We start from the raw sequence: 23029 nt of genomic DNA, 5'->3' as shown, positions 1-23029 counted from the left end.
AAAAGAACCAATCCGATGAAGAAAAAACAGACCAATTTGCCGGATTGGTCGGCGCTGATCCCGGTCCTGCCGGGCGACGGCCCGCGCAGCCGCGAGCTTTATGCGGCGCTCAGGCGGCTGATCGAGACCGGCGCGCTGGCCGCCGGGGCCAAATTGCCGACCACCCGGGATCTCGCACAGCGCTTCGGCCTGTCGCGTTCGGCGGCGGTTGCCTGTTTTGAAATCCTGGTCTCGGAAGGCTTCGCCGTCGCCAGGATCGGTGCCGGAACCTTCGTCGCGCCTGACGTGCCGCATCTGCCGACAACACTGGTCAAGGCGCGTCCGCCGGAGATCGACGCAGCCACCTCGCTGCCCTGCGGCCTTGGCGTGGCGGTGTCCGATCCGCGCACGCTTGATTTGTTTCGCATCCTTCTGTCGCGCCACCTCGCTCGCCCCGGGCCGGAGCATTTCCGCTATGGCGATCCCCGTGGCGGCCTGCCGCTGCGCACGGCAATTGCCACCTATCTCAGGACCGCACGCGGCGTGCGCTGCGACGCCGGCCAGATCGTGCTGACTTCGGGCACGCAGCAGGGGCTGGATCTTCTGGTGCGCGCCGCGCTCAGCCCCGGCGATGCCGTCTGGATCGAAAACCCCTGTTACCCGATGGCGCAGGCCGTGCTGGCCGGCAGCGGCGCCAGGGTTTTTGGGGTACCGGTCGACGCGGAAGGGCTCGATCCCGAGATCGGCGAAAGCCTGTGCTCCAAGGCGCGCGCGGCCTATGTCACGCCCTCGCATCAATATCCGCTCGGCGTGACGATGACGATGCGCCGCCGTCTCGCTTTGCTCGACTGGGCGCGGCGCAACGATGCCTGGATCATCGAGGACGACTACGACAGCGAGTTCCGCTATGCCGGCCCACCGCTGACCTCGCTGCAGGGCATGGACGGTTCAGACCGTGTCGCCTATCTCGGCACCTTCTCGAAAATCCTCTTCCCCGGCCTGCGCATCGGCTATGTCGTGGTGCCCGAAGCGCTGCTCGATGCCGTGATGGCGGTCAGGGCGCGCTCCGACCGCTTCCCCTCGACGCTGGCCGAAGGCGCGCTGACCGACCTGTTGAACGAAGGCCATTTCGCCGCGCATCTCCGGCGCGTGCGCCGCCGCGTCCAGGCCGCGCGCGACGTCCTGGTCGCCGGCCTCGAGGCGCATTGCGGCGATGCCCTCGAAGTAACCGTGCCCGAACAGGGGCTGCATTTGATGGCGACGCTGAAGGACGCCGGGCCGGACACCGCGATCGTCGAGGCGGCGAAGGCGGCGGGTGTCGGCGCCAGGGCCTTGTCCTCAATGTTCATCGGCGGGGCGCCCCGGCAAGGTCTGGTGCTGGGTTTTTCGGGGTTTTCGGACGAGGAGTTGATGGCCGCGACGGTGCGACTGGGTGGGGTGGTTCGGCAGCAAGCCCGGTGAGCCAACGAGAACCGCCTCATTGGTGCGCCGGCATCGAACTGTAGAGCCCCTCAATCCCCCTCCGCTGGCCCGGCCTTGCCGCACTGCGCCAGCACCTTGCCGATGGCCGCACTGGAGCCCTTCAGCGGAAAGCTGATCTCGCCATATTTGGCTGAACTGACCGACACATCGCCCTTCCCTCGCAGCAGGTCGAGCAGCGGATCGGCTTTCGCCAGATTGACCACGAAGTAGTTGTACATGGCCTCCAGCTGCAGCGTCTTCGTTACCGTCTTGCCGTCGGCCTTGAACGCGAACGAACCGCTGATGCCAGGCTCCAGTTGCTGGCCGGTGGCACCGAGATCGTAGCTCAGCACCGGCGTGTCGAAACAGGTCAGCATCAGATGCGCATCGCCTTTCGGCCCGCCGCAGACCGAGGCGGTCAGCACGCTGCCGCCCTCGTCTTCCTCCATCTTGGCGCTCCAGCCACCGCACGACGCGGCAAACGCCGGCTGCGCGGCCTGCAGGACCGCAACCGCACCGACGACGACGAGATGTCCAGCTCTCATGACTCCCCCCAATTGACTGCCTCCAGGGCATTTGCAGCGCCCGTCGGCAGCATATAGGAAAAGCGATCCGATGGCATGCCCGTTGCGGCAACCAGTCCTGTTTCGCGGAGAGTTGGATTGAAAGCCTGCGTTCGCCTGTGTCTGTCCTTTGCCGCCCTGCTGGCCTCGCCGCTCACCGCTCATGCCGAGTGGAAGCCGGTCGAGAAGATCGAGCCCTACGCGATCTCGGGCCGGTCCGGCGCCGAACTCTACCGCTCGATCGGCGAGAAAGGGCCAAAGCTCGGCATTGCCCGTGCCATCGCCTACACCAATTTCAAGCTGACCTGGGGGTTAAGGGACTACCGGCCCAGGGGCAAGGACTGCGTGCTGACGGCCGGGCGGCCGAAGCTGATCGTCACCTACACCTTGCCAAAACCCTCCGGCTCCCTGCCGCCCGCCGTCCAGAAGAACTGGGAAACCTTCATCGCCGGCGTCGCCGCCCATGAGAAGGTGCATGGCGCCAGCATGGTCCAGATGGTCCACGATATCCAAGCCGCTACGGACGGCCTGACCGTCGCCGACGATCCCAAATGCAGCAAGACAAGGGCCGAGGTGGTCAAGCGGCTCGACGCGATTTCGAAGGCGCGTGTGCAGGCAAGCCGAGATTTCGACCGCGTCGAATTCGGCGATGGCGGCAATTTGCAGAAACTGGTTTTTTCGCTCGTGACCGGCCCCTGACTGGCGCAGCCTCCAATCCGAAGTTGGCGGCAGTGCTATCTCGACCGCTGGCGCCCGCGCTCTCCGCCGCTTCGCCCCAGCTCACCGCGTTTCCGCACTCGCCCGCAGCTCCGCGCGCTTCTCGTCCGATACCACTGCCAGATCCAGCACCTGCTGCAATTCGGCGGCATGGCGGAAGGACGGTTCGGCTTGCACGCCGGATCGCACTGCGTCAGTGAAACGCTGGTAGTTGGTCGGCACCGTGCCGGCGTCGAGCTCTTCCCATATAGCGTTCTCGACGTTTTCGCCGATGCAGGCCTTGAGCGTCGAACCATCGAGATTGTGCACCACTTCGATGCCCCCCTTCTCGCCATAGATGCGCAGACGCAGCTCGTTGAGATGGCCTGTTGCCCAGCGGCTGGCATGCACCACGCCGAAGGCGCCGTTGGAAAAGTCCAGCGTCATGGCGAAGCTGTCATTGGCGTCGAGCCCGTAGTCGCCGATGCGGTTGCCGGGCGCCTTGTCGAAGGCGCGCAGCCGGCAGAAGACATGGTCGATGTCGACCGCGGCGCCATAGCTGGCGAAATCGAGGATGTGGATGCCGACATCGCCAAGCACGCCATTCGAGCCGTGGCCGCGCGACAGGCGCCACAGCCATTTCGGATCGGTGCGCCAGTCGCCCCAGAATTTCGACACCAGCCAACTTTGCAGATAGGACGCCTCGACATGCCTGACCATGCCGATCTCGCCCGCCTGCACCATCTGGCGAGCCTTCTGCAGCGCGGCGACGTTGCGATAGGTCAGGTTCACCATGTTGACGATGCCGGCGGCCTCGGCGGCGTCGGCCATCTCGGTCGCCTTGCCGAAGTTTTCGGCCAGCGGCTTCTCGCACAACACCGGCTTGCCGGCGGCGATCAGCGTCATGGTGGTCGGGTGATGGATGCGGTCGGGCGTGACATTGGCCACCGCGTCGAACTCGCCCCATGCCAGCGCCTCATCCAGCGCGGTAAAGCGGTTGGGAATGTCAAAGCTGTCGGCGAACTCGCCGACCCGGGCCGGATCGACATCGACCGCGCCGACAATGTCGACGCCGTCGATGGCGATGAAGCGCCGCGCATGTTCCTGCGCCATCCAGCCGGTGCCGAGTATCAAAAGCCGCATTCTTTGCTCCTTGGGGTGAGATGCCGGAGTCCCCCTCCCGATCGACGCCCTCAAATAGCGCGGATAATGCCGCCGTCGACCCGGATGTTCTGGCCGGTGATATAGCCGGCGCCTTCCGAAGCCAGGAAGGCGATGGTCGCGGCGATCTCTTCCGAGGTGCCGTAGCGCTGCATCGGCACGCTGTCGCGGCGCTCCTCGGTGGCCGGCAGGCTGTCGATCCAGCCGGGCAGCACATTGTTCATGCGTACATTGTCAGCGGCATAGGTGTTGGCGAAGATCTTGGTGTAGGCGGCAAGCCCGGCGCGGAACACGGCGGACGTCGGGAACATCGGGCTCGGCTCGACCACCCAGGCGGTCGAGATGTTGATGATGGCGCCGCCCTTCTGCTTGACCATCTGCGGCGCCACGATGCGCACCGGACGGATGACGTTCAGCAGATAGACATCCATGCCGGTGTGCCATTGCTCGTCGGTGATTTCGAGGATCGGCGCGCGCGGCCCGTGGCCGCCGCTGTTGACCAGCACGTCGATGCGGCCAAAGCGCTCCAGCGTCAGGTCGACGAGGCGCTGTAAATCTTCATTGGATTGGTTGGAGCCGGTGACGCCGAGCCCGCCCAATTCCCCAGCCAGCGCCTCGCCTTTTCCGGAAGACGAAAGGATGGCGACCTTGAAGCCGTCCGCCGCCAGCCGCTTGGCCGCCGCCGCACCCATGCCGCTGCCGCCGGCCACCACCACAGCTACTTTTTCTACACTCATCGGATTTTCCTCTCAGGGTTGGCGGGCACCGCAAACGGTGTTTTCGGGAGTTGAACGTCGATATAGCTGGTTTTCCACACCGGTTCGAACCAGAATGCTTGAAATCAACCTGTAGAAAAACTCCTGCATGCCCGAAGCCTTCCTCAGCCTGCCGCCATTGAATGCGCTGCGCGCCTTCGAAGCCTCGGCGCGTCATCTCAACTTCCGCATCGCGGCCGAGGAGCTGAACGTCACTCAAGGGGCGGTCGCCCAGCACATTCGCGGGTTGGAAGCCGATCTCGGCACAAAGCTGTTCGAGCGGCTGCCGCGCGGCCTGGCGCTGACCGATGAGGGCCGCGCCTATGTGCCCAACATCCGCCGCGCCTTCGACCTGATCTCCGAGGCGACGCTGCTGTTGCGTCCCGAACCGGCGCGGCTGACGGTCAGCGTGACGCCAAGCTTCGCCACCAAATGGCTGATCCCGAGGCTGCACGACTTCGTCGCGCACAACCCGCTTGTCGACCTGCGCGTTCTGGCCAGCGAGAGCCTGTCGAGCTTCCAGGCCGATGGCGTCGACATCGCGGTGCGCCAGGGCCGCCCACCCTTCGGCGCCGGTCTGGTCGTCGACCTGCTGTTTCCCCAGCAGATCATCGCCGTCTGCAGCCCGGCCTTGCTGCAGGAAGATGCTGCTGAAATCGCAGCCTCCGAAATCCAGCACCATGTGCTGCTGCACGATGCCCACAATCTGTGGCCGGAATTCATGGAGAAAGCGGTCGGCTTGAAGATGACGACCGAATTGAAACGGATGCGCTTCAACCAGACGGGCCTCGCCATCGACGCCGCCGTCGCCGGCCAGGGCATTGCGCTGGCCAGCCGCTTCCTCGTCGCCGCTGATCTCGCCACGGGCCGCCTGGTTCAGCCCGTCAGCGGCGAAATGCGCGGCACGCAGGATTTTTATGTCGTGATGCCGAGAAAGCAGCGGCACCCGGAGCCGACGCAAGCGGTGCGGCAATGGCTGCTGGATGCGGGGGAACGGCCGCCGGTCTAGATCGGCAGCAGGGCGTCGGGCTTCACATTGGCGATCGAGGCGTAGGTGTGCGTTTCCCGCACCCCGGGCAGCGGCAGGATGACCCGCTGCAAAAAATCCTGGAACATCGCCATGTCGGCGATGCGCGCCTTGACCAGATAGTCGAAGCCGCCGACCACCATGTGGCATTCGATGATCTCGGGCGCCCGCAGAACCGCCTCGGCGAAGCGGTCGAAGACATGCGGCGCCGTGTGGTCGAGCCGCACCTCGATGAAGACGAGCTGCGCCTGCCCGATCCGAGCAGGATCGAGCACCGCGCGCACGGCGCGGATGAAGCCTTCGGCGAACAGCCGCTTGACGCGCTGCGTCGCCCCGGTCGGCGACAGGCCGACCCGCCGCGCCAGATCGAGCGTCGTGCGGCGGCCGTCCTCCTGCAACAAACGCAGCAGCGAGCGGTCGATACGGTCGAGATCGTCCATTTCAGGATTCACGCTTTGTGAGCCGGGCACGCGTGATAGTCACGCCAAAATAACGAAAACAGCATATTTCATCACGCTGATAGATCGCAATACCGTTGTCGTGCAACCCATAACGAAAGCGGATTCCATGACATCAGCGATATCGACCTCCCGCAGCGCCCAGGCCAAGGGTGACACGCCCGTACTCATCCTGAGCGAGGCCGAGGTGAAAACCTGCATCGACCTGCGCCAGCTTCTCGACGTGCTCGCCGGCGGCTTCAAGGCCTTGTCCGGCGGCAAGGTGGTCAATCCGGCACGGCCGCAGCTCGACATTCCGCAGGTCGGCTATTCGCTGGCGATGTCGGCATGGATGGCAGGCATGCATCTGACGGTGAAGATCGTCAACGTCTTCGAGGGCAACGTCGCCAGAGGCATCCCCAGCCACCTCGCCACCATCCATCTGTTCGATCCGCAGACCGGCATGCCGGTCTGCGTCATGGACGGCACCTACATCACCGCCGTGCGCACCTCCGGCTCCGCCGTGCTCTCGGTGCGTGAACTCGCCCGCCGCGACGCCAAGGTCGCGACGGTGGTCGGCGCCGGTGTGCAGGCCGGCCAGCATCTCAATCTTCTGCCGCTGGTGCGCGACTTCACCGAGATCCGCGTCGTCTCGAAGGAATTCGCCGATGCGCAGGCGCTTGCCGCGCAGCATCCCGGCGTCGTCGCCGTCGCCGATATCGAGGCCGCGGTGCGTTCGTCCGACGTCGTCTGCCTGGCAACGCATTCCTATGCGCCGGTGATCTCGGCCGACTGGGTGCGGCCCGGCACTCACATCTCATCGGTCGGCGTCGCCCCGCCCGGCGGCGAACTGCCGGTCGAGCTTATCGGCAGGGCCAGCCTGTTCGTCGAGACCAGGGAGGCCTTTGCCCCGACGCCGGTCGGCTCCTGCGAACTCGCTGACCTCGATCCGCAAACCGGAACCGAGCTCGGCGACATGCTGCTCGGGCGGCGGCCGGGACGGGTTAGCGCCGATCAGGTCACCGTCTACAAGGCCATGGGCGTTGCTATGGAGGACATGGTGGCGGCCGATCTCGCCTATCGCGAGGCGGTTCGGCGGGGAATGGGGCGTGTGGTTGCGATGTAGTGGGGGCTCAATTGTCGAAGCCAGCGCCGCCCGTCAATAGGATCGTCCTTCTCCCCGTTTACAGCAGGGCTATCGCATATGGATTCTTGCGAGGAAGAACCCCCACCCTAACCCTCCCCACAAGGGGGAGGGAATGCTGCCGCGTGCCTTTAATTCTTGTTGGCGCCGAAAAGACAGGCGATTCTCTTGGGTCAGCGCCAACGGAAGTCTCCCTCCCCCTTGTGGGGAGGGGTTAGGGGTGGGGGTCCGTGCCGGGCAGACATCTCAGGAATTCCATATGCGATAGCCCTGCCCTTGCGGGGAGAAGATGGCGGCAGCCAGATGAGGGGCGGCGCAGCCATCGAGAATGTTAGTCCCTACCCCTCCACCGTCTCCAGCACGCTCAGCAGCGTGCCTTCCATATCAGGCTCGTCGCCGGAGCAGACGCACAGCATCTCGGCGTCGCCCTCGCCGACCGAGAGGTAGGCATGACCCATGGTGGAATCGATGTAGACGCTGTCGCCCTGTTTCAGCCGCACCGGCGCGTACTGGTCGGTGTGCAGTTCGATCTCGCCCTTGAGCACGATCAAAAATTCCTCGCCGGCATGCCTGGTCAGCGGGCCGAATTCCTGCGGCGTGCGGGCGCGTGCATAGGCGTGGATCGGCACCATGCGCTTGCGCACCAGATCGGTGGCCAGATAGCGGTAGTCGTAGTTGCGGGTCAGCTGGCGCAGCGTGTTGGACTGCGAAGTCACCGAACGACGGGTGCGCGCGGCCGGCTGCTTGCGGTCGCCGCTCAGCAGCTCGGTGACATGGATGCCCAGCCCCTCGCAGATCTGCAGCAGCTTGTCGTAGCTCAGCGACATCTGGTCGTTCTCGACCTTGGACAGCGTCGACACCGCGACGCCGGTCAGCGTGCTGACCTCCTGCAAGGTCCAGCCATGCGTTTTCCTCAAGCCGCGCAGACAATCACCGAGGTTCGGTTGCTCCGACATCGTCAGCTCCGTTGCGCGGCCCCATCGAGCCGCCAGTCCACCCTAGGTAGTCCAACTCTCTGCCGCCATCAACAACACCAACAATTTTCTTATACGCTAAATATTGACTGGATACGAAATTATTTCTACCCCTAGGGCATGCAGTCCAAGTCTCTCCAAAAAATCGTCGTCATCGGCGGCGGCATTGCCGGCCTTTCGCTGGCGGCGGCCGTGCAATCCTGGGCCGAGATCACCGTGCTCGAGCGCGAGCCGCATCTCGGCTACCACGCCAGCGGCCGCTCCGCGGCGCTGTTTTCCGAAACCTATGGCAATGCGCTGGTGCGGGCGCTGTCGCTGGCCAGCCGACAGGCGATCATCAATGGCGGCTTCGCCGCCCACCGGCGCGGCGCGCTGCACGTCGGCGGTGTCGAAGACAGTGCAGCCGTCGACCGCATGGCGGCCGAGATGCAGGCGCTGGTGCCAAGCGTGCGGCGCCTGTCAGCAACAGAAGTCACCGCGCTGGTGCCGGTCATCGCCACGGCAACCACCTGCGGCGGCGTGCATGAACCCGGCGCGCTCGATGTCGACACGGGAAAGATGCTTGCGGCTTCAGCCTCCGCGCTCAAGGCCGGCGGCGGCGTGATCCGCACCGGCGAGGAAGTGCTGGAGATTTCCCGCGTCGCAAACGGCTTCAGCGTCACCACCAGTGCCGGCGCCTACCAGGCCGACATCGTCGTCGACGCCGCTGGCGCCTGGGTCGATGTCGTCGCCGGGCTGGCCGGTCTCTCCGGTCTCGGCTTCCGGCCCAAGCGCCGCACCGCCTTCCTGTTCGATCCGCCCGCCGGCACGGACATCAGCGCCTGGCCGCTGGTGGTCGATTTGCATGAACAATTCTACTTCAAGCCCGATGCCGGCAGGCTGATCGGCTCGCTGGCCGACGAGACCGATTCCGAACCCTGCGACGCCTATCCGGAAGACATCGACGTCGCGATCGCCGTCGACCGCATCGAACAGGCGACGTCGCTGCGCATCGGCCGTCCGTCGACGCCCTGGGCGGGCCTGCGCACCTTTTCGCCTGACCGCACGCCGGTCATCGGCTTCGACCCTCGCCTGCCCGGCTTCTTCTGGCTTGGCGGCCAGGGCGGCTACGGTTTCCAGGTGTCGCTGACGCTGGCGCGGCTGGGCTCAGTGCTGCTACGCGGCCAGCCGCTGCCGGACGATCTCACGGCACGCGGAATCACGTCCGCCGCGCTTGCGCCCAACCGTTTCATCACCCCGGCGGCGACGCCATGAACATCACCGGCCTGCCCTTCCCTCAACCCGTAAAGTGTCATCAGGAGCGTTTGCGATGAAATCCGTTCTGCGCGCAGTGCTTACCTCGTCCCTGCTGGCCTCATCCGTCCTTCTCGGCGGACAGGCCTACGCCAAAACCCTGGTCTATTGCTCGGAAGCCAATCCCGAGACCTTCAACCCGGCGATCGGCACGGCGGACTCCACCATGGATGCCGCCGCCAAGACGATCTTCAACCGGCTGGTCGAGTTCAAGCCTGGCACGACCGAGGTCGGGCCGGCGCTGGCCGAAAGCTGGGAGGTCTCAGCCGAAGGCAAGATCTACACATTCCACCTACGCCACGGCGTGAAATTCCAGTCGAACGACCACTTTACACCGTCGCGCGAGTTCAATGCCGACGACGTGCTGTACACCTTCAACCGCCAGCGCGACGCCAGCAATCCCTACCACAAGCTCGGCGGCGGCGCTTACGAGTATTTCAACGCACTGGGCATGGGCACGCTGATCGACAAGATCGACAAGGTCGACGACCACACCGTGCGCTTCACGCTGACGGCTGCCAATGTCACCTTCCTGCCCGGCATTGCGCTCGACTATCTCTCTATCCTGTCGTTGGAGCAGACCGAAAAGATGGTCGCCGCCGGCACGCCGGAATTGATCGATAGCGAGCCCGTCGGCACCGGCCCGTTCGTGCTGCAGGCCTATGTCCCCGACAGCCAGATCCGCTACGCCGCCAACAAGGATTATTGGCGCGGCCCGCCGAAGATCGACACTCTGGTCTTCGCCGTCACGCCCGAACCGACCACGCGCGTCGAGCGTCTCAAGGCCAACGAGTGCCAGGTCGCCGCCCCGCCCCCGCCAAGCGCCGTCGCCGATTTGCGCACCGATCCCGACATCACCGTGCTCGACCTCAAGGGTCAGAACATCGGCATTCTCGGCTTCAATGTCGAACATCAGCCGCTCGGCGATGTGCGCGTGCGCATGGCGCTGGCCAAGGCCGTCGACCGCAAGGCGATCGTCGACGCCGTCTATGCCGGCGCCGGCACGGTCGCCGGCAGCGTCGTGCCGCCGGCGCAGATCGGCGCCGTCACCGATGCCGGCATCGACTATGACCCGGATGGCGCGAAGGCGCTGCTGAAGGAAGCCGGCCACGAGAGCGACCTGAAAATCAGCCTGTGGGCGATGCCGGTATCGCGGCCCTACAATCCCAACGCCAAGCGCATGGCCGAGATGATCCAGGCCGACTGGGCGAAAGTCGGCGTCAAGGCCGAGATCGTCAGCTTCGAATGGGGCGAATATCTCAAGCGCACCGCGGCGGGCGAACAGGACGCCTACCTGCTCGGCGGCAGCAGCGACAATGGCGACCCCGACAACATGCTGAGCTATCTGCTGTCTTGCGACGGCGTGAAGGGCGGCTCCAACCGCTCGCGCTGGTGCGACAAGGATTTCGAGAAGCTGCTGCAGGACGGCCGCGTCGCCGCCGATCCGAAACAGCGCGCCGACATCTATGCCAGGGCGCAAGCGATCCTGAAGGTTGAGGTGCCGGTGGCGCCGATCGCCCATTCGGTGGTGGCGATCCCGATCCGCAAGAGCGTGCTCAACTACGTGCTCGACCCCTTCGGCCGGCAGAACTTTGCCGATGTCGATATGGCGGAGTGAAGCTTGGCGACCCTGCCCTCGGGCTCGGCCCGAGGACGCACCGACATCATCTATGAAACCAGCAATTTAGCGGCGAAAGCAGAATCCATGCGTGAAGACCTGAACGCCCTCCTCAAGACCTATCTCACCGATGGCGCGGTAGGCGCATCACTCGCATACTCCACTGGCGCCGCACCAACCACCCTGACCGCCGGCCTAGCCGACCGGGAGCATGGCATTGCCGTCTCGCCTGAACGCCTGTTCAAGATCGGCAGCTGCACCAAGACCTTCGTTGCCGCGGCCCTGGCCAAGCTCGCCCAGGACGGCAAGCTCGATCTCGGAGCGCCGATCTCCGGCTGGTTTCCTTACCTGCCGGAAGCAAAAGACATTTCGGTGCGCCAGTTGATCAACCACCGCAGCGGCCTGCCGGAGTTCGAATATTACATTCCGATGGATCCGAGCCGGCAATGGACGCCGCGGCAACTGGTCGACATAGCCTTCGCTTCCGACAAGCAGAAGGCGCCGGGCGGACCCGCCGTCTACAACAACACCGGCTATGTGCTGGCCGGCATGGTGATCGAGGCGGTGACAGGCCAGTCGCTGGGCGGCTATGTCAGAAGCGCGGTGCTGCAGCCGCTCGGCTTGGAGAATACCTGGTCGCCGGCCACCGAAGCCTTTCCGGAAAAGTCGATGGTGCGTGGCTACTACCACCGCCCCCCGCCGCCGGCGAATGCGCCCACCGACATCGCCTCCGGCGGCGAGATGTGGCGCATGGACGGCGTGCTGCGCTACTCCGACGAATTGCAGGATTCTTCCGATTCCTTCCCGTTCGGCGCCGCTTATGGCTGCGGCGACATGGTGTCGACGCCGTCCGACATGGTGAGCTTCATGCGCGGTCTCTTTTCCGGCAGAGTGCTGTCGCCGCCGTTCTTCGCCGAGATGTTCGAACACCGCGTGCCAGCGAGTTTTCCGGGCACCCGCATGCGCGAGACCGGCGCCGGCATGTTCCAGAGCGCCTACGCCAACCGCGCCTTTTACGGCCACCAGGGCAGTATCCCCGGCTACGTCGCCGTCATGCTGCATGACCCGATCTCAGAGCTGACCATCGCCATGACCAGCAATGTCGGCTCCGGCAACCGACTGTCCTTCCAGGCTAGCGGCTTGCATCCGGTGGTGGATAAGGCGATCCAGATCATTCTGGAAAACTAGCCGCGAAAGATCGCCACGGCGGCAGCGATGATCGCCGCGTTATCCTTCGCCACAGTTCCATCGGCGAGCGTCTTGCCGTCTTCCAGGCCGACCCGTGTCGACCAGCGCTTGCGATACGCAAGCTCGACGAGGGGCCAGACAGTTGTGTCGACGCCATGCAGCAGGATCGACCGCCGCACCCCTGCGCGATCGAGCACCGTGGCGATGCCGTGTGCCTCGTCGAGTGCCACGGACAGATCCGGGATGTCGATCTCGATCAAGATGCGCAGCACCCGGTCGTGGTCGGGAAGCGCCACGAAGCGCTCAGCGTCGGCGACGGTGGCAAGCCCGGCCTCGATGCCGACGCCACGCTGGCGCAACAGCTCCATCACGCGAGGCGCATCCACCTCCGACAGATTGACCGATGCATAGTCGGGCAGTTCCCGCCAGCCGGAGATCGCCGCACGGGTCCGCTCGACATCGTTCTCGATCCAGGCGCCCGTCGACACGCCTATAAGCGTGCCCGGACAGGCCTGACGCACCGCCAGCACGGTGGCATCGACGGCCGCGAGGCTTTCGCGCCCGTCAAGGCCGCGCGGGTGGATGTGCAGTTCGGAGGCACCCGCGGCGACGCAGGCGGCGGCATCGCCGGCCATCGCCTCGGCAGTCAGCGGTAGCGCGGGATGGAAATCGCGCGGACGCGCGCCGTTGATGCAGGCCTGGACGATCATCGGTCTCACCTCGGACAAGGGAGCCGACAGTCTAGTCGCGCGGCAAGGCACCGCAAAGAGTTGGGTGGCGTCACTCCTGACAGCGCATCTGCCGCGCCCTGTTTCTGCGGCATTTGAATAAAAGCCGCTTGTGGATATTTACCCGGCGTTCCCTCGTCTCCGGCAAGGTCTTCTAGGGCGGGATCATGGAGGGACCATTGACCAGCGATTTTTCAGCCGCCCGCATCCACCTCGAACGCGCCTATCATTATCTGCAAGGCAACGACGAGACGAGTCGCACGGCCTGTGAAGCGCTCGATCTGTTGATCGAAGCGGTGACGGAGGCGCAGCACAGGCGACCCGAGGCTGGAGTGCTGGAGTTTCCGCAATCAACGGCGCGGCGAACCGGATAGACTGTGGCGAGTTTCAGGTCAGTCCGGCCTGGCCTGAAACTCGCCGCACCCGGATCACGATGCCTTGCGGGCCGCCGCTCCCTTGGTCGCACGCACGACAATCCGCTCCAGCGGCTCCGGCCGGTGCAGCAAAAATCCCTGGCCGAAGGCGACGCCCATGTCGCTCAACATGGCCAGCGTGTCCTGCCGTTCGATCTTCTCGCCGACCACGTCACAGCCGAGGCTGCGGGCGATGCTGGTGATGGCCAGCACGATCTCGCGGTCGAAACGGCTTTGCGTGATGTGCTCGATGAAGGAACCGTCGATCTTGATCGCGTCGACGGGGAACCGCCGGAGATATTCGAACGAGCTCATACCAGCGCCGAAATCATCGAGGCTGACCCGGCAGCGCCGCTCGCGCGCCTTGCGCACAAACTGTTCGGCGGCGTCGAAATTGGTGACGGCGGCGGTTTCGGTGATCTCGAAGCCGATGCCCGAATGCGGCGCCCCGGTTTCTTCTATGACGTTGTCCACGAAGTCCCAAAGCTGCGGGTCGCTCAGCGTCTGCGCCGACAGATTGAAGCCAAGCGTCAACGCCCCCGAACGCAAGGCGGCACCATGCCGCGACAGCGCGGTGCGGATGATCCAGCGGTCGAGCCGCGACGCGATGCCGAACCGCTCGGCCACCGGAATGAACTCGCCGGGTGGCACCAGCCGGCCGTTGCGGGCGGCGAGCCTGGCCAACACTTCGACATGGCGGCTTTCCAGCCAGGGACGGCCCAGCCGATGGATTTCCTGGCCAAACAGCTTCAGCCTCCCGTCTTCCATGGCATCGACCGTATCGGCGACGACGCGCGCCGCGTTTAGGCCACCCGAACCCGATGCCGTATCGGTGGAGAAGACGGCAAATCGGTTTCGCCCGGCGGCCTTGGCCGCGTAGCAGGCGTCGTCGGCGCAGGCCAGCGCGTCGGCCACCGTCGTGTTGGCGTCATCGACGAAAGCGATGCCGATCGAGGCCGCCAGCTTGCGCGACTTGGCCGTCGATCCTAGTTCGGCATCGCGAACGGCTGCAAGTACCGCGTCGGCCAGCCGCCCGGCCTGCGCCGTATCGCAATTGGGCATCAGCAGCGCGAACTCGTCACCGCCCAGGCGCGCGGCATGCGCCGTCGAGGGAAGGCAGCCCAGAATGCCTTGGGCAACGCTTTTCAGTGCCAGGTCGCCGGCCGCATGGCCGGCAAAATCATTGAGCGCCTTGAAGTAGTCGAGATCGACATAGAACACGGAGAGCGGCAGCCGCTGCGCGGCCGCGATATGATCGGCCAGCAGCCGGTCGAACGCGGCACGGTTCCAGAGACCGGTGAGCGCATCGTGGCGGGCCGCATAGGCAAGTTCCTGCTCACGCTGCTTGTCTTCGGTGATGTCGCGCACCGTGCCCAGGATCTGCCCCGCCAGCCGGCGGTCCGGGATTTGCGGGTCGGCGATGAAACGCAGCAGGGATTCTATGTGCCGGACCTCTCCGTCGCGTCGGACGATGCGGTATTGCACCGCGGTGACCTTGTCCGTTTCGAGCGGCACCAGATGTGCGCGCGACGCGGCCTCCTTGTCGTCCGGATGCAGATAGCCGAACCAGTGGTCGCGCTCGACTTCGGCGGTGTCGGAGACAAGTCCGAAAATCTCCCTGGTGCGTTCGTCCCAATAGCTTTTGCCGGTGGCGAGGTCGTGGTGCCAGATGCCGGTACCGCTGGCGGCGAGCGCCAGGCGGAAGCGCACATTGACCTGCTCGAGTTCGGCTTCTGCGGCTTTCTGCTTGGAGATGTCGGTCTGCACACCCATCAGCCTGAGCGGCTTTCCCATCGCGTCGCGCTCGACGACGCCGCCGCGATCGAGCACCCACACCCAGTGTCCCTGCTTGTGCTTCAGCCGCAATTCGGTCTCGATGGTGTCGGTCAGGCCGGCAATGTGGCGGTCGCCGCTGGCCAGCGCCCGCTCGCGGTCGTCAGGATGGGTCAGTTGCAGCCACAGGTCGCTGGTGTCGGCAAGTTCGCTCTCATCGTAGCCCAGCATCCGCGCCCAGGTCGCGGAATAGAAGCAGTCGCCGGTCACAAGATCCCAGTCCCAGACGCCAAGATGGGCGCGCTCCAGGGCCTTGGCCCAGAACGTTCCATTGCGACTTTTCTTGCCCTGACGCGCCATCGTCTGCTTCGCCTGCTCCACCGCGGGGCAATCTGCGGCAAAACCAGAGAAGAAACAGTTACCGCGGCGATGGCGGGCTGCTTTGTTGGCTCCCCGCCTGCCGCCTCTGCTCTTCGATTGGCCGGCAAGAACCGGAGTTTCGCATCGGCCGGATCTTCCTAGTCATGGCTCCAGGTCATCGGCCAATCCGATGATCCCGGGATCATCGGCGGCGCCGATGATCGCGTTGCAGAGACAAAGAGGACGGCGCAACGCTTTCGTAAACAGACTCTTTGCCAACAAGCATTCTATCGCTCTAATATTTAGAGATCTATTTGCCCACAAGTGTAACCTGATGGTAATATATCGCCTGCGAAATAATCCAATTATTTTTTTGGACAACTGGCGGGACGTCCTTCGATGAGTGAGCACACAGGTCAGCGCGGCAACAATCGCCGCCCAGCTGCCATCCTTGACCTCGACATCGCGACAACCAGGAGCGGCTGGCTGCTGGTTGCCTTGTGTCTGATCTATGCCATGACCGCTGTTTGCCTGCAGCCGGACCGCTACCTGCATCTGGCGCAATCCTATGCCAAGCCGTTCGCCTTTTTCCTGCCCGCGCTTCTGGCGGCGGGCCTTGGTGTGGCGGGGCTGGCATTTGCCCGGCATACGCCGACGAGGTTCATCCTCGGCGTACTCAGGCACCGCTGGCTTGCAGCCGCACCCGTCATCTTCTTGTTCTTTCTCGGCGTCACCGCATTCACCACCTTGAAGGCCGCCATCCCGGACATGGTGCCGTTCTACGCCGACCGCGCCCTGGCGGACCTCGATCTTCGGCTGCATGGCGCGGATCCCTGGACATGGGCGCACAGCATCGTTTCCGAACCGGTGTCGGTCGCCATTTTCGCCGGCTATGGATATGGCTGGCTTCTGCAATGGTTCGGCGCCGTGCTCTTCGTCGCCTTCTGGAACAATCCGGTCGGGCGTTTGCGCTACCTATGGGCATTCGCGCTGACCACGATGCTGTGCGGCACCGTTCTTGCGACCCTGCTGTCGTCCGCCGGCCCGATATTCCACGACCAAATCTACGGCGGCGACCGGTTTGTCGCGCTGCAGGCCGCCCTGGCGCAGAGGGGCTACGGCGCGTCGGTCCATCTGTACGCCGATTATCTGTTTACAGCCTACCAGAGTGGCCGCCCGGAACTCGGCGGCGGCATCTCGGCCATGCCCAGCATGCATGTTGCGATCGCCACGCTCAACGCATTCTTCCTGGCCCAATTCGGCCGCCGGTGGGCAATCGCCGGCTGGTCCTTCGCGGCCTTCATCCTGTTCGGTTCGGTTTACACCGGCTGGCACTATGCCGTGGATGGCTATCTCTCGATTCTCGTGGTGTCCCTGCTCTGGTACGTGACGGGACGCTTCGTCTTGCCGCAAGCGAGCCGGGATACCGCCGAGGTGGGATTGGCGATCCCGGATCAAGCGGCATAAAGACCGTACCTGCCTGACGCCGCGAGGAGCGCCAGCGGCACGCACCTCCCCGGCTTTTCCTCGCCGAAAGCGGCCGCTGGGCCGGAGCTGCCAACTGTCACGGAGGGCGACCAGGCGGCATTGACGCCGCCTGGCTTCATTGCTTACTGGCTCGGCGCCATCGTGTGTTCGCATGACACTTTCGGGTTCATGTCGGCGAAAATGCCGGTCGGGTTGCCCTTCCAGGCCCAGACATGCAGTTCGTAGAATTCGCCCAGGCCATAGCGGTTGGGCGCGCTGTTGAAATTGAACAGCTGTCCGTCCAGCGACGCCGGCCCCTTCGAGGTGATGTATTCGACCGCCACCAGTTGCAGCGTGCCGTCGGCCATCGGCTCGTACATCACGGCCTCAGGCCGGGCGATATCGATCTTGTCGTCCTTCAGATATCCGCCGTTGACATAGTGGATGCCCATGGCGCCGCCGGTGATGCCGCTGGCGCAGGGAATGGGCGCATAGCCCTCTGATGTAGCGGCCTTGACGTCGAGAAACCGGCTGTTGGCAGCCCGCACCTTGTCAGCCAGCGGATTGGGGACGGACGCAAGCGCGGCCGCTTCCTGATGCGCCTGTGCGAAGCTGGTGCAGACGGCCAGCATGGCCCCGGCCATGACAAGTCTGCAGCGAAAATTTGGCCTGTTGAGAAAGTTCGATATCATCTTCATTCTATTCTTCTTGAAAAAGCACAGCTGGCCGGCCGCCGAAAATACGGAGGCCCGGCAGGCAAGCGCTGTGACTGTTGTTGCTTGGAGATCCCGAAAACGATGCCAGGAATGGTCATCCCTTTGGCAGATACGGGATCGTTCCGGCCAGATCGGTGTTGTCGATCATCTGGAAACGGCTGTCGCTGCCGCCCTGACGGGCCGAAACGAAGGGCGCATAGGCCGGATCATTGGTGAAGGCGCGCGCCGCCGCTTCCGACGGGAACGCCATCAGCGCGATCAGCGTGGTGTCGAGCGGCTTGCCTTCGAGCGTCTTCACATTGCCGCTGCGCGACAGATATCTGCCGCCATGCTTGTGTACGAGGTCGTGCACCGATGCGGCATAGGCCGGCACCCATTGCGGGTCGTTTATCTTGATGTCTGCGATAACGTAAGCGGTCATGATAGTCTCCTGATTGCGGCGCACAGGGTATCCCGTGCAACCGGCCAAGGGCTCGCATGGCAAGGCGCTCGCCAACCAGTCCGCGATCTGTACTGGGGTAGTACAGTTTCCGTACTGGCCGCCTCAATCATGAAGGCCTAATGTTCGACCCAAGTTGGAGGAGAGGCACAATCATGACCCAGCACGGATACAAACAGTTCTGCCCGCTATCGATGGCCGCGGAGGTGCTGTGCACCCGCTGGACGATGGTGCTGATGCGCGAATTGGTGGCGGGTTCGACCCGCTTCAACGACCTGCGCCGCGGTGTCCCCAAAATGTCGCCAACCCTTCTGTCGCAACGGCTGAAGGAGCTTGAGATCGCCGGGATCGTCGAGCGCGGGGAGGTCCGGGGCGAGAAGGGGATCTTCGATTATCGGCTGACGGAGGCCGGCCGCGATTTGCGCCCGGTCGTCGAGGCGATGGGCTTCTGGGGGCAGAAATGGGTCGAGTCCCGGCTGTCGCTCAAGAACCTCGATCCGTCATTGCTGATGTGGGACATGCGGCGCAATTTGAACCCCTCGCCGCTGCCCGAGGGACGCACGGTGATACAATTTCTGTATCAGGACCTGCCGGCGTCCAAACGGTCATGGTGGCTGATCGTCGAGAAGCACGGCGAGGTCGATCTGTGCTGGTACGATCCGGGTTTCGACGTCGACCTCTACGTCTCGACCGACCTGCACACGATGACGGCGATCTGGATGGGATTGCTGACCGTCGAGAAGGCCGGTGCGAAGGTTGCCCTGACCGGCGACCAGGCCATCGGCAGGAAGATGCAGACCTGGCTCGGGCTCAGCCCGTTTGCGATCGAGCCCAAGCGCGCGGCGTAGGAGAACCGGCGGGAGGTTGTCAGGAAACGGGTGGCGGGGCCTTCTTCCAGCGGCTTCAATGCCGGCCATGTTCATCACCCTGGCGAAAAATCTGAAATCCGCGCCGCCGCAAATCGCCGACGATCCGCGCTGGGCGCGTATCGTTGCGCGCGACAAGTCGGCCGACGGCGCATTCTGGTATTCGGTGGCGACGACCGGCGTCTATTGCCGGCCTTCCTGCCCGTCGCGGCGCGCCAATCCGAAAAATGTGCAACTGCACGGCACGCTCGATCAGGCCAGGACAACCGGCTTTCGCCCGTGCCGGCGCTGCAACCCGGATGGCCCATCGCTCGAGGCCGGTAATGCCGCGATGGTCGCCGATGCCTGCCGCAGGATCGAGCAGAGCGAGGAAGAACCGTCGCTCGCTGAGCTGGCTGATGCCGCCGGCCGTAGCGCCGGTTATTTCCATCGTACCTTCAAGGCGGCCACCGGGCTGACACCGAAGGACTATGCCGCCGCGCACCGCGCCGCCCGGGTCCGCCAGGGCCTGGAAGACGGCGCCAGCGTGACGACGGCGATCTACGATGCCGGTTTCAATTCAAGCGGACGTTTTTACGAGAAATCCACCGGCATGCTCGGCATGACGCCAACGCGCTATCGCGCCGGCGGCGCTGATGAAGAGATCCGCTTCGCCGTCGGCGAGACTTCGCTCGGCGCCATCCTGGTCGCGTCCAGTCAAAAGGGCGTCGCCTCGATCCTGCTCGGCGACGATCCCGACGCGCTGGTGCGCGACCTGCAGGACCGTTTCCCCAGGGCACGGCTGATCGGCGGCGACAGCGACTACGAGGCGCTGGTCGCCCGCGTCGTCGGTTTCGTCGAGGTTCCGGCGCTCGGTCTCGATTTGCCGCTCGACGTGCGCGGCACCGCCTTCCAGCAGCGTGTCTGGCAGGCTTTACAAGACATCCCCGTCGGCCGCACGGTTTCCTATGCCGAGATCGCGCAGCGCATCGGTGCGCCGAAGGCAACCCGCGCCATCGCCGCCGCCTGCGCCGCCAACAATCATGCCGTCGCCATTCCCTGCCACCGCGTGATCCGCAGGGATGGCGCCCTGTCCGGCTACGCCTGGGGCGTTGAGCGCAAGCGCGCACTGCTGGAGCGTGAGGCGGCGTCCGACAATGCCAACCGGTCAATTCGGGCCTGACCAGGACCGGCAATGCGCGCGATGGCAAGGTCTCCCACCACCGATACGACCAGCCGGACCCAAGCTGCCGGCAGCCGGCGCGCCGAAGGCTCTAAGTTACTGGTGATGGCGGCCATTGGCGAGATGGTCGATCACGGCAGAGCCGAATGGAGCCGCACCGCGGCCGGCGAGATCGAGCTGCGGTTGTTGACGGGTGAGGTGTTTTTGCTCGGCGAGGTCGCTGTTACTCGTGTCGCGTAGAACGGTTCACCTACCTTCGAAATTCGAATTTGAAAGCAAGCACCGGAGTGAGCGCGAGAAGCCGTCCCTGTAGGGTTCACGCACAGACAAAGGAGTAAACGCAATGAACCTCATGCAAACCCAAATGGCGCCGCCGGCGAGCGTCCCCAATGCCTTCGACACCATAAGCTATGCCATCGGTGAATCCGCAATCGGCGACGTCCTGGCAGCGCGCAGCCAGATCGGCGTCTGCGCCATCCTGATCGGCTCGGACGCCGACGCGCTGGAGCGGGACCTTGGCCATTGCTTCCCCGACAAGATACTGGTCGAGGACGAGGCCGCACTGCGCGACGATCTCGCGACAATCGCGCGCTTCATCCAAATGCCCGGCGTCGGCCTCGACCTGCCGCTCGACATGCGCCACGGCACGCCATTCCAGCAACAGGTTTGGGATGTGCTGCGCAGCATCCCGTGCGGCGCCACCATCCGCTACACCGCACTGGCTCGCCGCCTCGGCCAGCCGAATGGCGCCCGCGCCGTGGCGACCGCCTGTGCGGCCAACGCGATCGCGCTGGGCATTCCCTGCCACCGTGTCGTCCGCGCCGACGGCTCACTGGCCGGTTACCGCTGGGGTGTCGAACGCAAACGCGCCCTGCTCGACAAGGAGGCTACGATATGAATGCCCATGCCAAAATTGCCAGATCGGTGATCGAAGCCGCCGAGACACGCGTCGCCGGTTACGACTGGCCGGCCCTTGCCGCCGAACTCGACGGCTTCGGCTGTGCCGTGATCGAAAAGCTGTTGTCGCCCGAGGAGTGCCGGCGGATCGCCGACCTCTATTCGGATGAGAAATATTTCCGCAGCCACATCCATATGGCCAGGCACGGCTTCGGCAAGGGCGAGTACCGCTATTTCCGCTATCCCTTGCCCGACCTCCTGGGTGGCCTGCGCAGCGCGCTCTACCCCAGGCTGGCCGAGGTCGCCAATCGGTGGAACGAGCGCATGGGGCAGGCCATGCGTTATCCCGCGACGCACGCCGCGTTTCTCGATCAGTGCCATGCCGCCGGCCAGTCACGGCCGACGCCGCTGCTGCTGCAATATGTGCCTGGCGACTTCAACTGCCTCCACCAGGATCTCTATGGCGACCTCGCCTTTCCGCTGCAGGTGGCGATCCTGCTCTCCGAACCGGGCCGGGATTTCAGCGGCGGCGAGTTCGCCCTGACCGAGCAGCGCCCGCGCATGCAGAGCCGGGTCGAAGTGGTGTCGCTGCGCCAGGGCGACGCCGTTGTCTTCGCCGTCCACAACCGGCCGGTGCAGGGCACCAAAGGCAATTACCGGGTCAACCTGCGCCATGGCGTCAGCCGGTTGCGCTCAGGCATGCGCCACACGGTCGGGATCATTTTTCACGATGCGAAGTGACCAGGGAGAAGATGGAGGTCCCCCTCACCCCGCCGGCGCATAGCGGCTGACCACCATGCCACAGGCATAGGCCTTCGAGCCGAGTAGCCGCAGGTTCCTAAAACCGCCCTGATCAAAAATCCGGCGGCCCGCACCCAGCACCGCCGGGTTGATGAAAAGCTGGAACTCGTCGACCAGCCCGGCCGCAATCAGCGCCGACGCGAAACCGGCGCCGCCGAACACCGCCATGTCGCCGCCCTCGCCCGCTTTCAGCGCATTGACTTCGCGCGGCAGGTCGCCGCTGACCACACTGGTGCGCTCCCAAGCCGGCTCCGAGGCCGATTGCTTGAGCTTGTTGCTGAGCACCACCTTGCGGGAGTCGACGATGCGCTGCGCAAAGGCGTAGAACGGATCGCGCGGAAACTTCTTCGCCGCATTGCCCCAATGGGTGAGATAGCCCTCCTGCGCCATCTTGCGGCTGAGCAGGATGGTATCGACGCCTGCGAAGACGGCGTTAAAGTCCTGCTTCAGCGCACCGTCCCAGGCGCTCTCGTCACCCCACTCCCAGAGCTGCCAGGAATGGTCCTCATTGGCGCCGACAAAGCCGTCGACCGACATCTGCATCTGCAGGACCAGCTTTTTCACCGTCATTCTCCTCAGGGCCATCGCAAAACAGTTTACATTTGGAACCGTTGACGCAAGGCCAAAACGATGTCAATAGTAAAGTGATTTAAAAATGGAACCATAGATGTCGACGCGCGAAAAGTCCGGCTGCCCGATCAACCTGTCACTCGAACTGATCGGCGACCGCTGGACGCTGCTCATCGTCCGCGACATGGTCTTCGCCGGGAAAAAGCACTTTCGCGAATTCCTGCAATCCGACGAAGGCATCTCCTCGCGCACGCTGGCCGAGCGACTGCAAACGCTTCAGGAGGAGGGCATCCTCACCCGAAGCGACGACCCGACGCATGGCTTGAGAACCGTCTACCGGCTGACCGAAGCAGGCATCGACCTCTTGCCGGTGCTGGCGACGCTCGGCGCCTGGGGCAGCAAGCACCGCAAGGCCGACGATAAGCTGGCCAGGATTGCCGACGAACTGGCGGCAGGCGGCGAAGCGGCGCTGGAAAGGATGAAAGCGGCGCTGCGAGCGGAGCATATTGTCTAGGCGGTTGCGTTCAGGCGGAACCGGCAT

General features: G+C 64.5%; 25 protein-coding genes. 15 read left to right on the top strand and 10 right to left on the bottom strand.

Annotated elements, in window-relative coordinates:
• Nucleotides 1-15 precede the first annotated feature (15 nt).
• Nucleotides 16-1440 (top strand): MocR-like pyridoxine biosynthesis transcription factor PdxR, encoded by a 1425-nt coding sequence (gene pdxR, locus NKI66_RS16765; RefSeq protein ID WP_023813847.1) that lies wholly within the window; start codon nt 16-18, stop codon nt 1438-1440.
• A 50-nt stretch (nt 1441-1490) separates the two neighbouring features.
• On the opposite strand, the gene NKI66_RS16760 is transcribed toward pdxR, so the two are convergent.
• The gene (locus NKI66_RS16760) at nt 1491-1985 is read right to left on the bottom strand and encodes a hypothetical protein (RefSeq protein ID WP_031213769.1); all 495 of its coding nucleotides are present in this window, start codon (nt 1983-1985) and stop codon (nt 1491-1493) included.
• Between the two features lie 75 nt (nt 1986-2060).
• Between NKI66_RS16760 and NKI66_RS16755 the strand changes: the two genes are divergently transcribed.
• Nucleotides 2061-2702: a DUF922 domain-containing Zn-dependent protease gene (locus NKI66_RS16755; RefSeq protein ID WP_502895812.1), complete on the top strand. Its 642-nt coding sequence runs from the start codon at nt 2061-2063 to the stop codon at nt 2700-2702.
• A gap of 81 nt (nt 2703-2783) precedes the next feature.
• Here the strand turns inward: NKI66_RS16755 and NKI66_RS16750 are convergent, their stop codons facing one another.
• Nucleotides 2784-3842, bottom strand: coding sequence for a Gfo/Idh/MocA family protein (locus NKI66_RS16750; RefSeq protein ID WP_023813850.1), 1059 nt, complete (start codon nt 3840-3842; stop codon nt 2784-2786).
• 50 nt (nt 3843-3892) lie between these two features.
• Entirely contained in the window at nt 3893-4597 is a 705-nt protein-coding gene (locus tag NKI66_RS16745; protein ID WP_023813851.1) for an SDR family oxidoreductase, read from the bottom strand.
• Between the two features lie 127 nt (nt 4598-4724).
• Here NKI66_RS16745 and gcvA point away from each other — a divergent pair, with 127 nt between their 5' ends.
• Nucleotides 4725-5624, top strand: coding sequence for a transcriptional regulator GcvA (gene gcvA / locus NKI66_RS16740; RefSeq protein WP_023813852.1), 900 nt, complete (start codon nt 4725-4727; stop codon nt 5622-5624).
• Here the strand turns inward: gcvA and NKI66_RS16735 are convergent.
• Nucleotides 5621-6082, bottom strand: coding sequence for an Lrp/AsnC ligand binding domain-containing protein (locus tag NKI66_RS16735; RefSeq protein ID WP_023813853.1), 462 nt, complete (start codon nt 6080-6082; stop codon nt 5621-5623). The two genes, gcvA and NKI66_RS16735, sit on opposite strands and share 4 nt — an antisense overlap.
• 127 nt (nt 6083-6209) lie before the next feature.
• Between NKI66_RS16735 and NKI66_RS16730 the strand changes: the two genes are divergently transcribed.
• Nucleotides 6210-7205, top strand: coding sequence for an ornithine cyclodeaminase family protein (locus tag NKI66_RS16730; RefSeq protein WP_023813854.1), 996 nt, complete (start codon nt 6210-6212; stop codon nt 7203-7205).
• A gap of 356 nt (nt 7206-7561) precedes the next feature.
• On the opposite strand, the gene NKI66_RS16725 is transcribed toward NKI66_RS16730, so the two are convergent.
• Nucleotides 7562-8179: a helix-turn-helix domain-containing protein gene (locus NKI66_RS16725; protein ID WP_023813855.1), complete on the bottom strand. Its 618-nt coding sequence runs from the start codon at nt 8177-8179 to the stop codon at nt 7562-7564.
• 138 nt (nt 8180-8317) lie between these two features.
• On the opposite strand from NKI66_RS16725, the gene NKI66_RS16720 reads away from it, so the two are divergent.
• Genes NKI66_RS16720 through NKI66_RS16710 form a run of 3 tightly spaced genes read left to right on the top strand, consistent with a single transcriptional unit; the run spans nt 8318 to nt 12296 of the window.
• Nucleotides 8318-9451 (top strand): NAD(P)/FAD-dependent oxidoreductase, encoded by a 1134-nt coding sequence (locus NKI66_RS16720; protein ID WP_023813856.1) that lies wholly within the window; start codon nt 8318-8320, stop codon nt 9449-9451.
• A 55-nt stretch (nt 9452-9506) separates the two neighbouring features.
• Nucleotides 9507-11108, top strand: a complete 1602-nt coding sequence (locus NKI66_RS16715) for an ABC transporter substrate-binding protein (RefSeq protein WP_023813857.1) — start codon at nt 9507-9509, stop codon at nt 11106-11108.
• 3 nt (nt 11109-11111) lie between these two features.
• Complete coding sequence (locus NKI66_RS16710; RefSeq protein WP_245273302.1) at nt 11112-12296, top strand: serine hydrolase domain-containing protein; 1185 nt, start codon at nt 11112-11114, stop codon at nt 12294-12296.
• Here the strand turns inward: NKI66_RS16710 and NKI66_RS16705 are convergent.
• Nucleotides 12293-13006: a 3-keto-5-aminohexanoate cleavage protein gene (locus tag NKI66_RS16705; RefSeq protein WP_352441261.1), complete on the bottom strand. Its 714-nt coding sequence runs from the start codon at nt 13004-13006 to the stop codon at nt 12293-12295. The two genes, NKI66_RS16710 and NKI66_RS16705, sit on opposite strands and share 4 nt — an antisense overlap.
• A gap of 197 nt (nt 13007-13203) precedes the next feature.
• On the opposite strand from NKI66_RS16705, the gene NKI66_RS16700 reads away from it, so the two are divergent.
• On the top strand, nt 13204-13398 hold the full coding sequence (locus NKI66_RS16700; protein ID WP_023813860.1) for a hypothetical protein: 195 nt from the start codon (nt 13204-13206) through the stop codon (nt 13396-13398).
• Between the two features lie 54 nt (nt 13399-13452).
• Here the strand turns inward: NKI66_RS16700 and NKI66_RS16695 are convergent, their stop codons facing one another.
• A complete protein-coding gene (locus NKI66_RS16695; RefSeq protein WP_023813861.1) occupies nt 13453-15570 on the bottom strand; it encodes an EAL domain-containing protein in 2118 nt (705 codons plus the stop codon).
• A 399-nt stretch (nt 15571-15969) separates the two neighbouring features.
• Here NKI66_RS16695 and NKI66_RS16690 point away from each other — a divergent pair, with 399 nt between their 5' ends.
• Nucleotides 15970-17037, top strand: coding sequence for a phosphatase PAP2 family protein (locus tag NKI66_RS16690; RefSeq protein ID WP_023813862.1), 1068 nt, complete (start codon nt 15970-15972; stop codon nt 17035-17037).
• A gap of 143 nt (nt 17038-17180) precedes the next feature.
• Here NKI66_RS16690 and NKI66_RS16685 read toward each other — a convergent pair whose 3' ends face one another.
• Nucleotides 17181-17681 (bottom strand): hypothetical protein, encoded by a 501-nt coding sequence (locus NKI66_RS16685; RefSeq protein WP_023813863.1) that lies wholly within the window; start codon nt 17679-17681, stop codon nt 17181-17183.
• Nucleotides 17682-17847: 166 nt separating this feature from the next.
• Nucleotides 17848-18174 carry a DUF1330 domain-containing protein gene (locus NKI66_RS16680; RefSeq protein ID WP_023813864.1) on the bottom strand — a complete coding sequence of 109 codons (327 nt, stop codon included), beginning with the start codon at nt 18172-18174 and terminating at the stop codon, nt 17848-17850.
• Nucleotides 18175-18347: 173 nt separating this feature from the next.
• Between NKI66_RS16680 and NKI66_RS16675 the strand changes: the two genes are divergently transcribed.
• The 5 genes from NKI66_RS16675 to NKI66_RS16655 all read left to right on the top strand — a co-directional run bounded on the left by NKI66_RS16675 (nt 18348) and on the right by NKI66_RS16655 (nt 21858).
• The gene (locus NKI66_RS16675; protein WP_023813865.1) at nt 18348-19040 is read left to right on the top strand and encodes a winged helix-turn-helix transcriptional regulator; all 693 of its coding nucleotides are present in this window, start codon (nt 18348-18350) and stop codon (nt 19038-19040) included.
• A gap of 67 nt (nt 19041-19107) precedes the next feature.
• Nucleotides 19108-20220: a bifunctional DNA-binding transcriptional regulator/O6-methylguanine-DNA methyltransferase Ada gene (ada, locus tag NKI66_RS16670; protein ID WP_023813866.1), complete on the top strand. Its 1113-nt coding sequence runs from the start codon at nt 19108-19110 to the stop codon at nt 20218-20220.
• Between the two features lie 12 nt (nt 20221-20232).
• Nucleotides 20233-20460 carry a hypothetical protein gene (locus NKI66_RS16665; RefSeq protein ID WP_023813867.1) on the top strand — a complete coding sequence of 76 codons (228 nt, stop codon included), beginning with the start codon at nt 20233-20235 and terminating at the stop codon, nt 20458-20460.
• A gap of 103 nt (nt 20461-20563) precedes the next feature.
• Nucleotides 20564-21118, top strand: coding sequence for a methylated-DNA--[protein]-cysteine S-methyltransferase (locus NKI66_RS16660; RefSeq protein WP_023813868.1), 555 nt, complete (start codon nt 20564-20566; stop codon nt 21116-21118).
• Nucleotides 21115-21858 carry a 2OG-Fe(II) oxygenase gene (locus NKI66_RS16655; RefSeq protein ID WP_023813869.1) on the top strand — a complete coding sequence of 248 codons (744 nt, stop codon included), beginning with the start codon at nt 21115-21117 and terminating at the stop codon, nt 21856-21858. The genes NKI66_RS16660 and NKI66_RS16655 overlap by 4 nt, the downstream gene beginning before the upstream one ends.
• 24 nt (nt 21859-21882) lie before the next feature.
• Here the strand turns inward: NKI66_RS16655 and NKI66_RS16650 are convergent, their stop codons facing one another.
• Nucleotides 21883-22482, bottom strand: coding sequence for a dihydrofolate reductase family protein (locus NKI66_RS16650; RefSeq protein ID WP_352441786.1), 600 nt, complete (start codon nt 22480-22482; stop codon nt 21883-21885).
• A 103-nt stretch (nt 22483-22585) separates the two neighbouring features.
• Here NKI66_RS16650 and NKI66_RS16645 point away from each other — a divergent pair, with 103 nt between their 5' ends.
• Entirely contained in the window at nt 22586-23002 is a 417-nt protein-coding gene (locus NKI66_RS16645) for a winged helix-turn-helix transcriptional regulator (RefSeq protein ID WP_023813870.1), read from the top strand.
• The last annotated feature ends 27 nt before the right edge of the window (nt 23003-23029 follow it).

It is taken from the genome of Mesorhizobium sp. M0518, assembly GCF_040321125.1.
Classification (GTDB): domain Bacteria; phylum Pseudomonadota; class Alphaproteobacteria; order Rhizobiales; family Rhizobiaceae; genus Mesorhizobium.
The sequence above is the reverse complement of the archived record's forward strand: the minus strand, read 5'-3'. Positions and strand labels throughout refer to the sequence as shown.

Bases quoted from the DNA above. Each gene is read 5' to 3' on its own strand.
- NKI66_RS16735 (WP_023813853.1), bottom strand. From the start codon at position 6,082: ATGGACGATCTCGACCGTATCGACCGCTCGCTGCTGCGTTTGTTGCAG.
- ada (WP_023813866.1), top strand. From the start codon at position 19,108: ATGTTCATCACCCTGGCGAAAAATCTGAAATCCGCGCCGCCGCAAATC.
- NKI66_RS16750 (WP_023813850.1), bottom strand. From the start codon at position 3,842: ATGCGGCTTTTGATACTCGGCACCGGCTGGATGGCGCAGGAACATGCG.
- NKI66_RS16645 (WP_023813870.1), top strand. From the start codon at position 22,586: ATGTCGACGCGCGAAAAGTCCGGCTGCCCGATCAACCTGTCACTCGAA.
- NKI66_RS16715 (WP_023813857.1), top strand. From the start codon at position 9,507: ATGAAATCCGTTCTGCGCGCAGTGCTTACCTCGTCCCTGCTGGCCTCA.
- NKI66_RS16730 (WP_023813854.1), top strand. From the start codon at position 6,210: ATGACATCAGCGATATCGACCTCCCGCAGCGCCCAGGCCAAGGGTGAC.
- NKI66_RS16680 (WP_023813864.1), bottom strand. From the start codon at position 18,174: ATGACCGCTTACGTTATCGCAGACATCAAGATAAACGACCCGCAATGG.
- NKI66_RS16705 (WP_352441261.1), bottom strand. From the start codon at position 13,006: ATGATCGTCCAGGCCTGCATCAACGGCGCGCGTCCGCGCGATTTCCAT.
- NKI66_RS16655 (WP_023813869.1), top strand. From the start codon at position 21,115: ATGAATGCCCATGCCAAAATTGCCAGATCGGTGATCGAAGCCGCCGAG.
- NKI66_RS16690 (WP_023813862.1), top strand. From the start codon at position 15,970: ATGAGTGAGCACACAGGTCAGCGCGGCAACAATCGCCGCCCAGCTGCC.
- NKI66_RS16745 (WP_023813851.1), bottom strand. From the start codon at position 4,597: ATGAGTGTAGAAAAAGTAGCTGTGGTGGTGGCCGGCGGCAGCGGCATG.
- NKI66_RS16665 (WP_023813867.1), top strand. From the start codon at position 20,233: ATGCGCGCGATGGCAAGGTCTCCCACCACCGATACGACCAGCCGGACC.
- gcvA (WP_023813852.1), top strand. From the start codon at position 4,725: ATGCCCGAAGCCTTCCTCAGCCTGCCGCCATTGAATGCGCTGCGCGCC.
- NKI66_RS16675 (WP_023813865.1), top strand. From the start codon at position 18,348: ATGACCCAGCACGGATACAAACAGTTCTGCCCGCTATCGATGGCCGCG.
- NKI66_RS16685 (WP_023813863.1), bottom strand. From the start codon at position 17,681: ATGGCCGGGGCCATGCTGGCCGTCTGCACCAGCTTCGCACAGGCGCAT.
- NKI66_RS16755 (WP_502895812.1), top strand. From the start codon at position 2,061: ATGCCCGTTGCGGCAACCAGTCCTGTTTCGCGGAGAGTTGGATTGAAA.
- NKI66_RS16660 (WP_023813868.1), top strand. From the start codon at position 20,564: ATGAACCTCATGCAAACCCAAATGGCGCCGCCGGCGAGCGTCCCCAAT.
- NKI66_RS16695 (WP_023813861.1), bottom strand. From the start codon at position 15,570: ATGGCGCGTCAGGGCAAGAAAAGTCGCAATGGAACGTTCTGGGCCAAG.
- pdxR (WP_023813847.1), top strand. From the start codon at position 16: ATGAAGAAAAAACAGACCAATTTGCCGGATTGGTCGGCGCTGATCCCG.
- NKI66_RS16720 (WP_023813856.1), top strand. From the start codon at position 8,318: ATGCAGTCCAAGTCTCTCCAAAAAATCGTCGTCATCGGCGGCGGCATT.
- NKI66_RS16760 (WP_031213769.1), bottom strand. From the start codon at position 1,985: ATGAGAGCTGGACATCTCGTCGTCGTCGGTGCGGTTGCGGTCCTGCAG.
- NKI66_RS16725 (WP_023813855.1), bottom strand. From the start codon at position 8,179: ATGTCGGAGCAACCGAACCTCGGTGATTGTCTGCGCGGCTTGAGGAAA.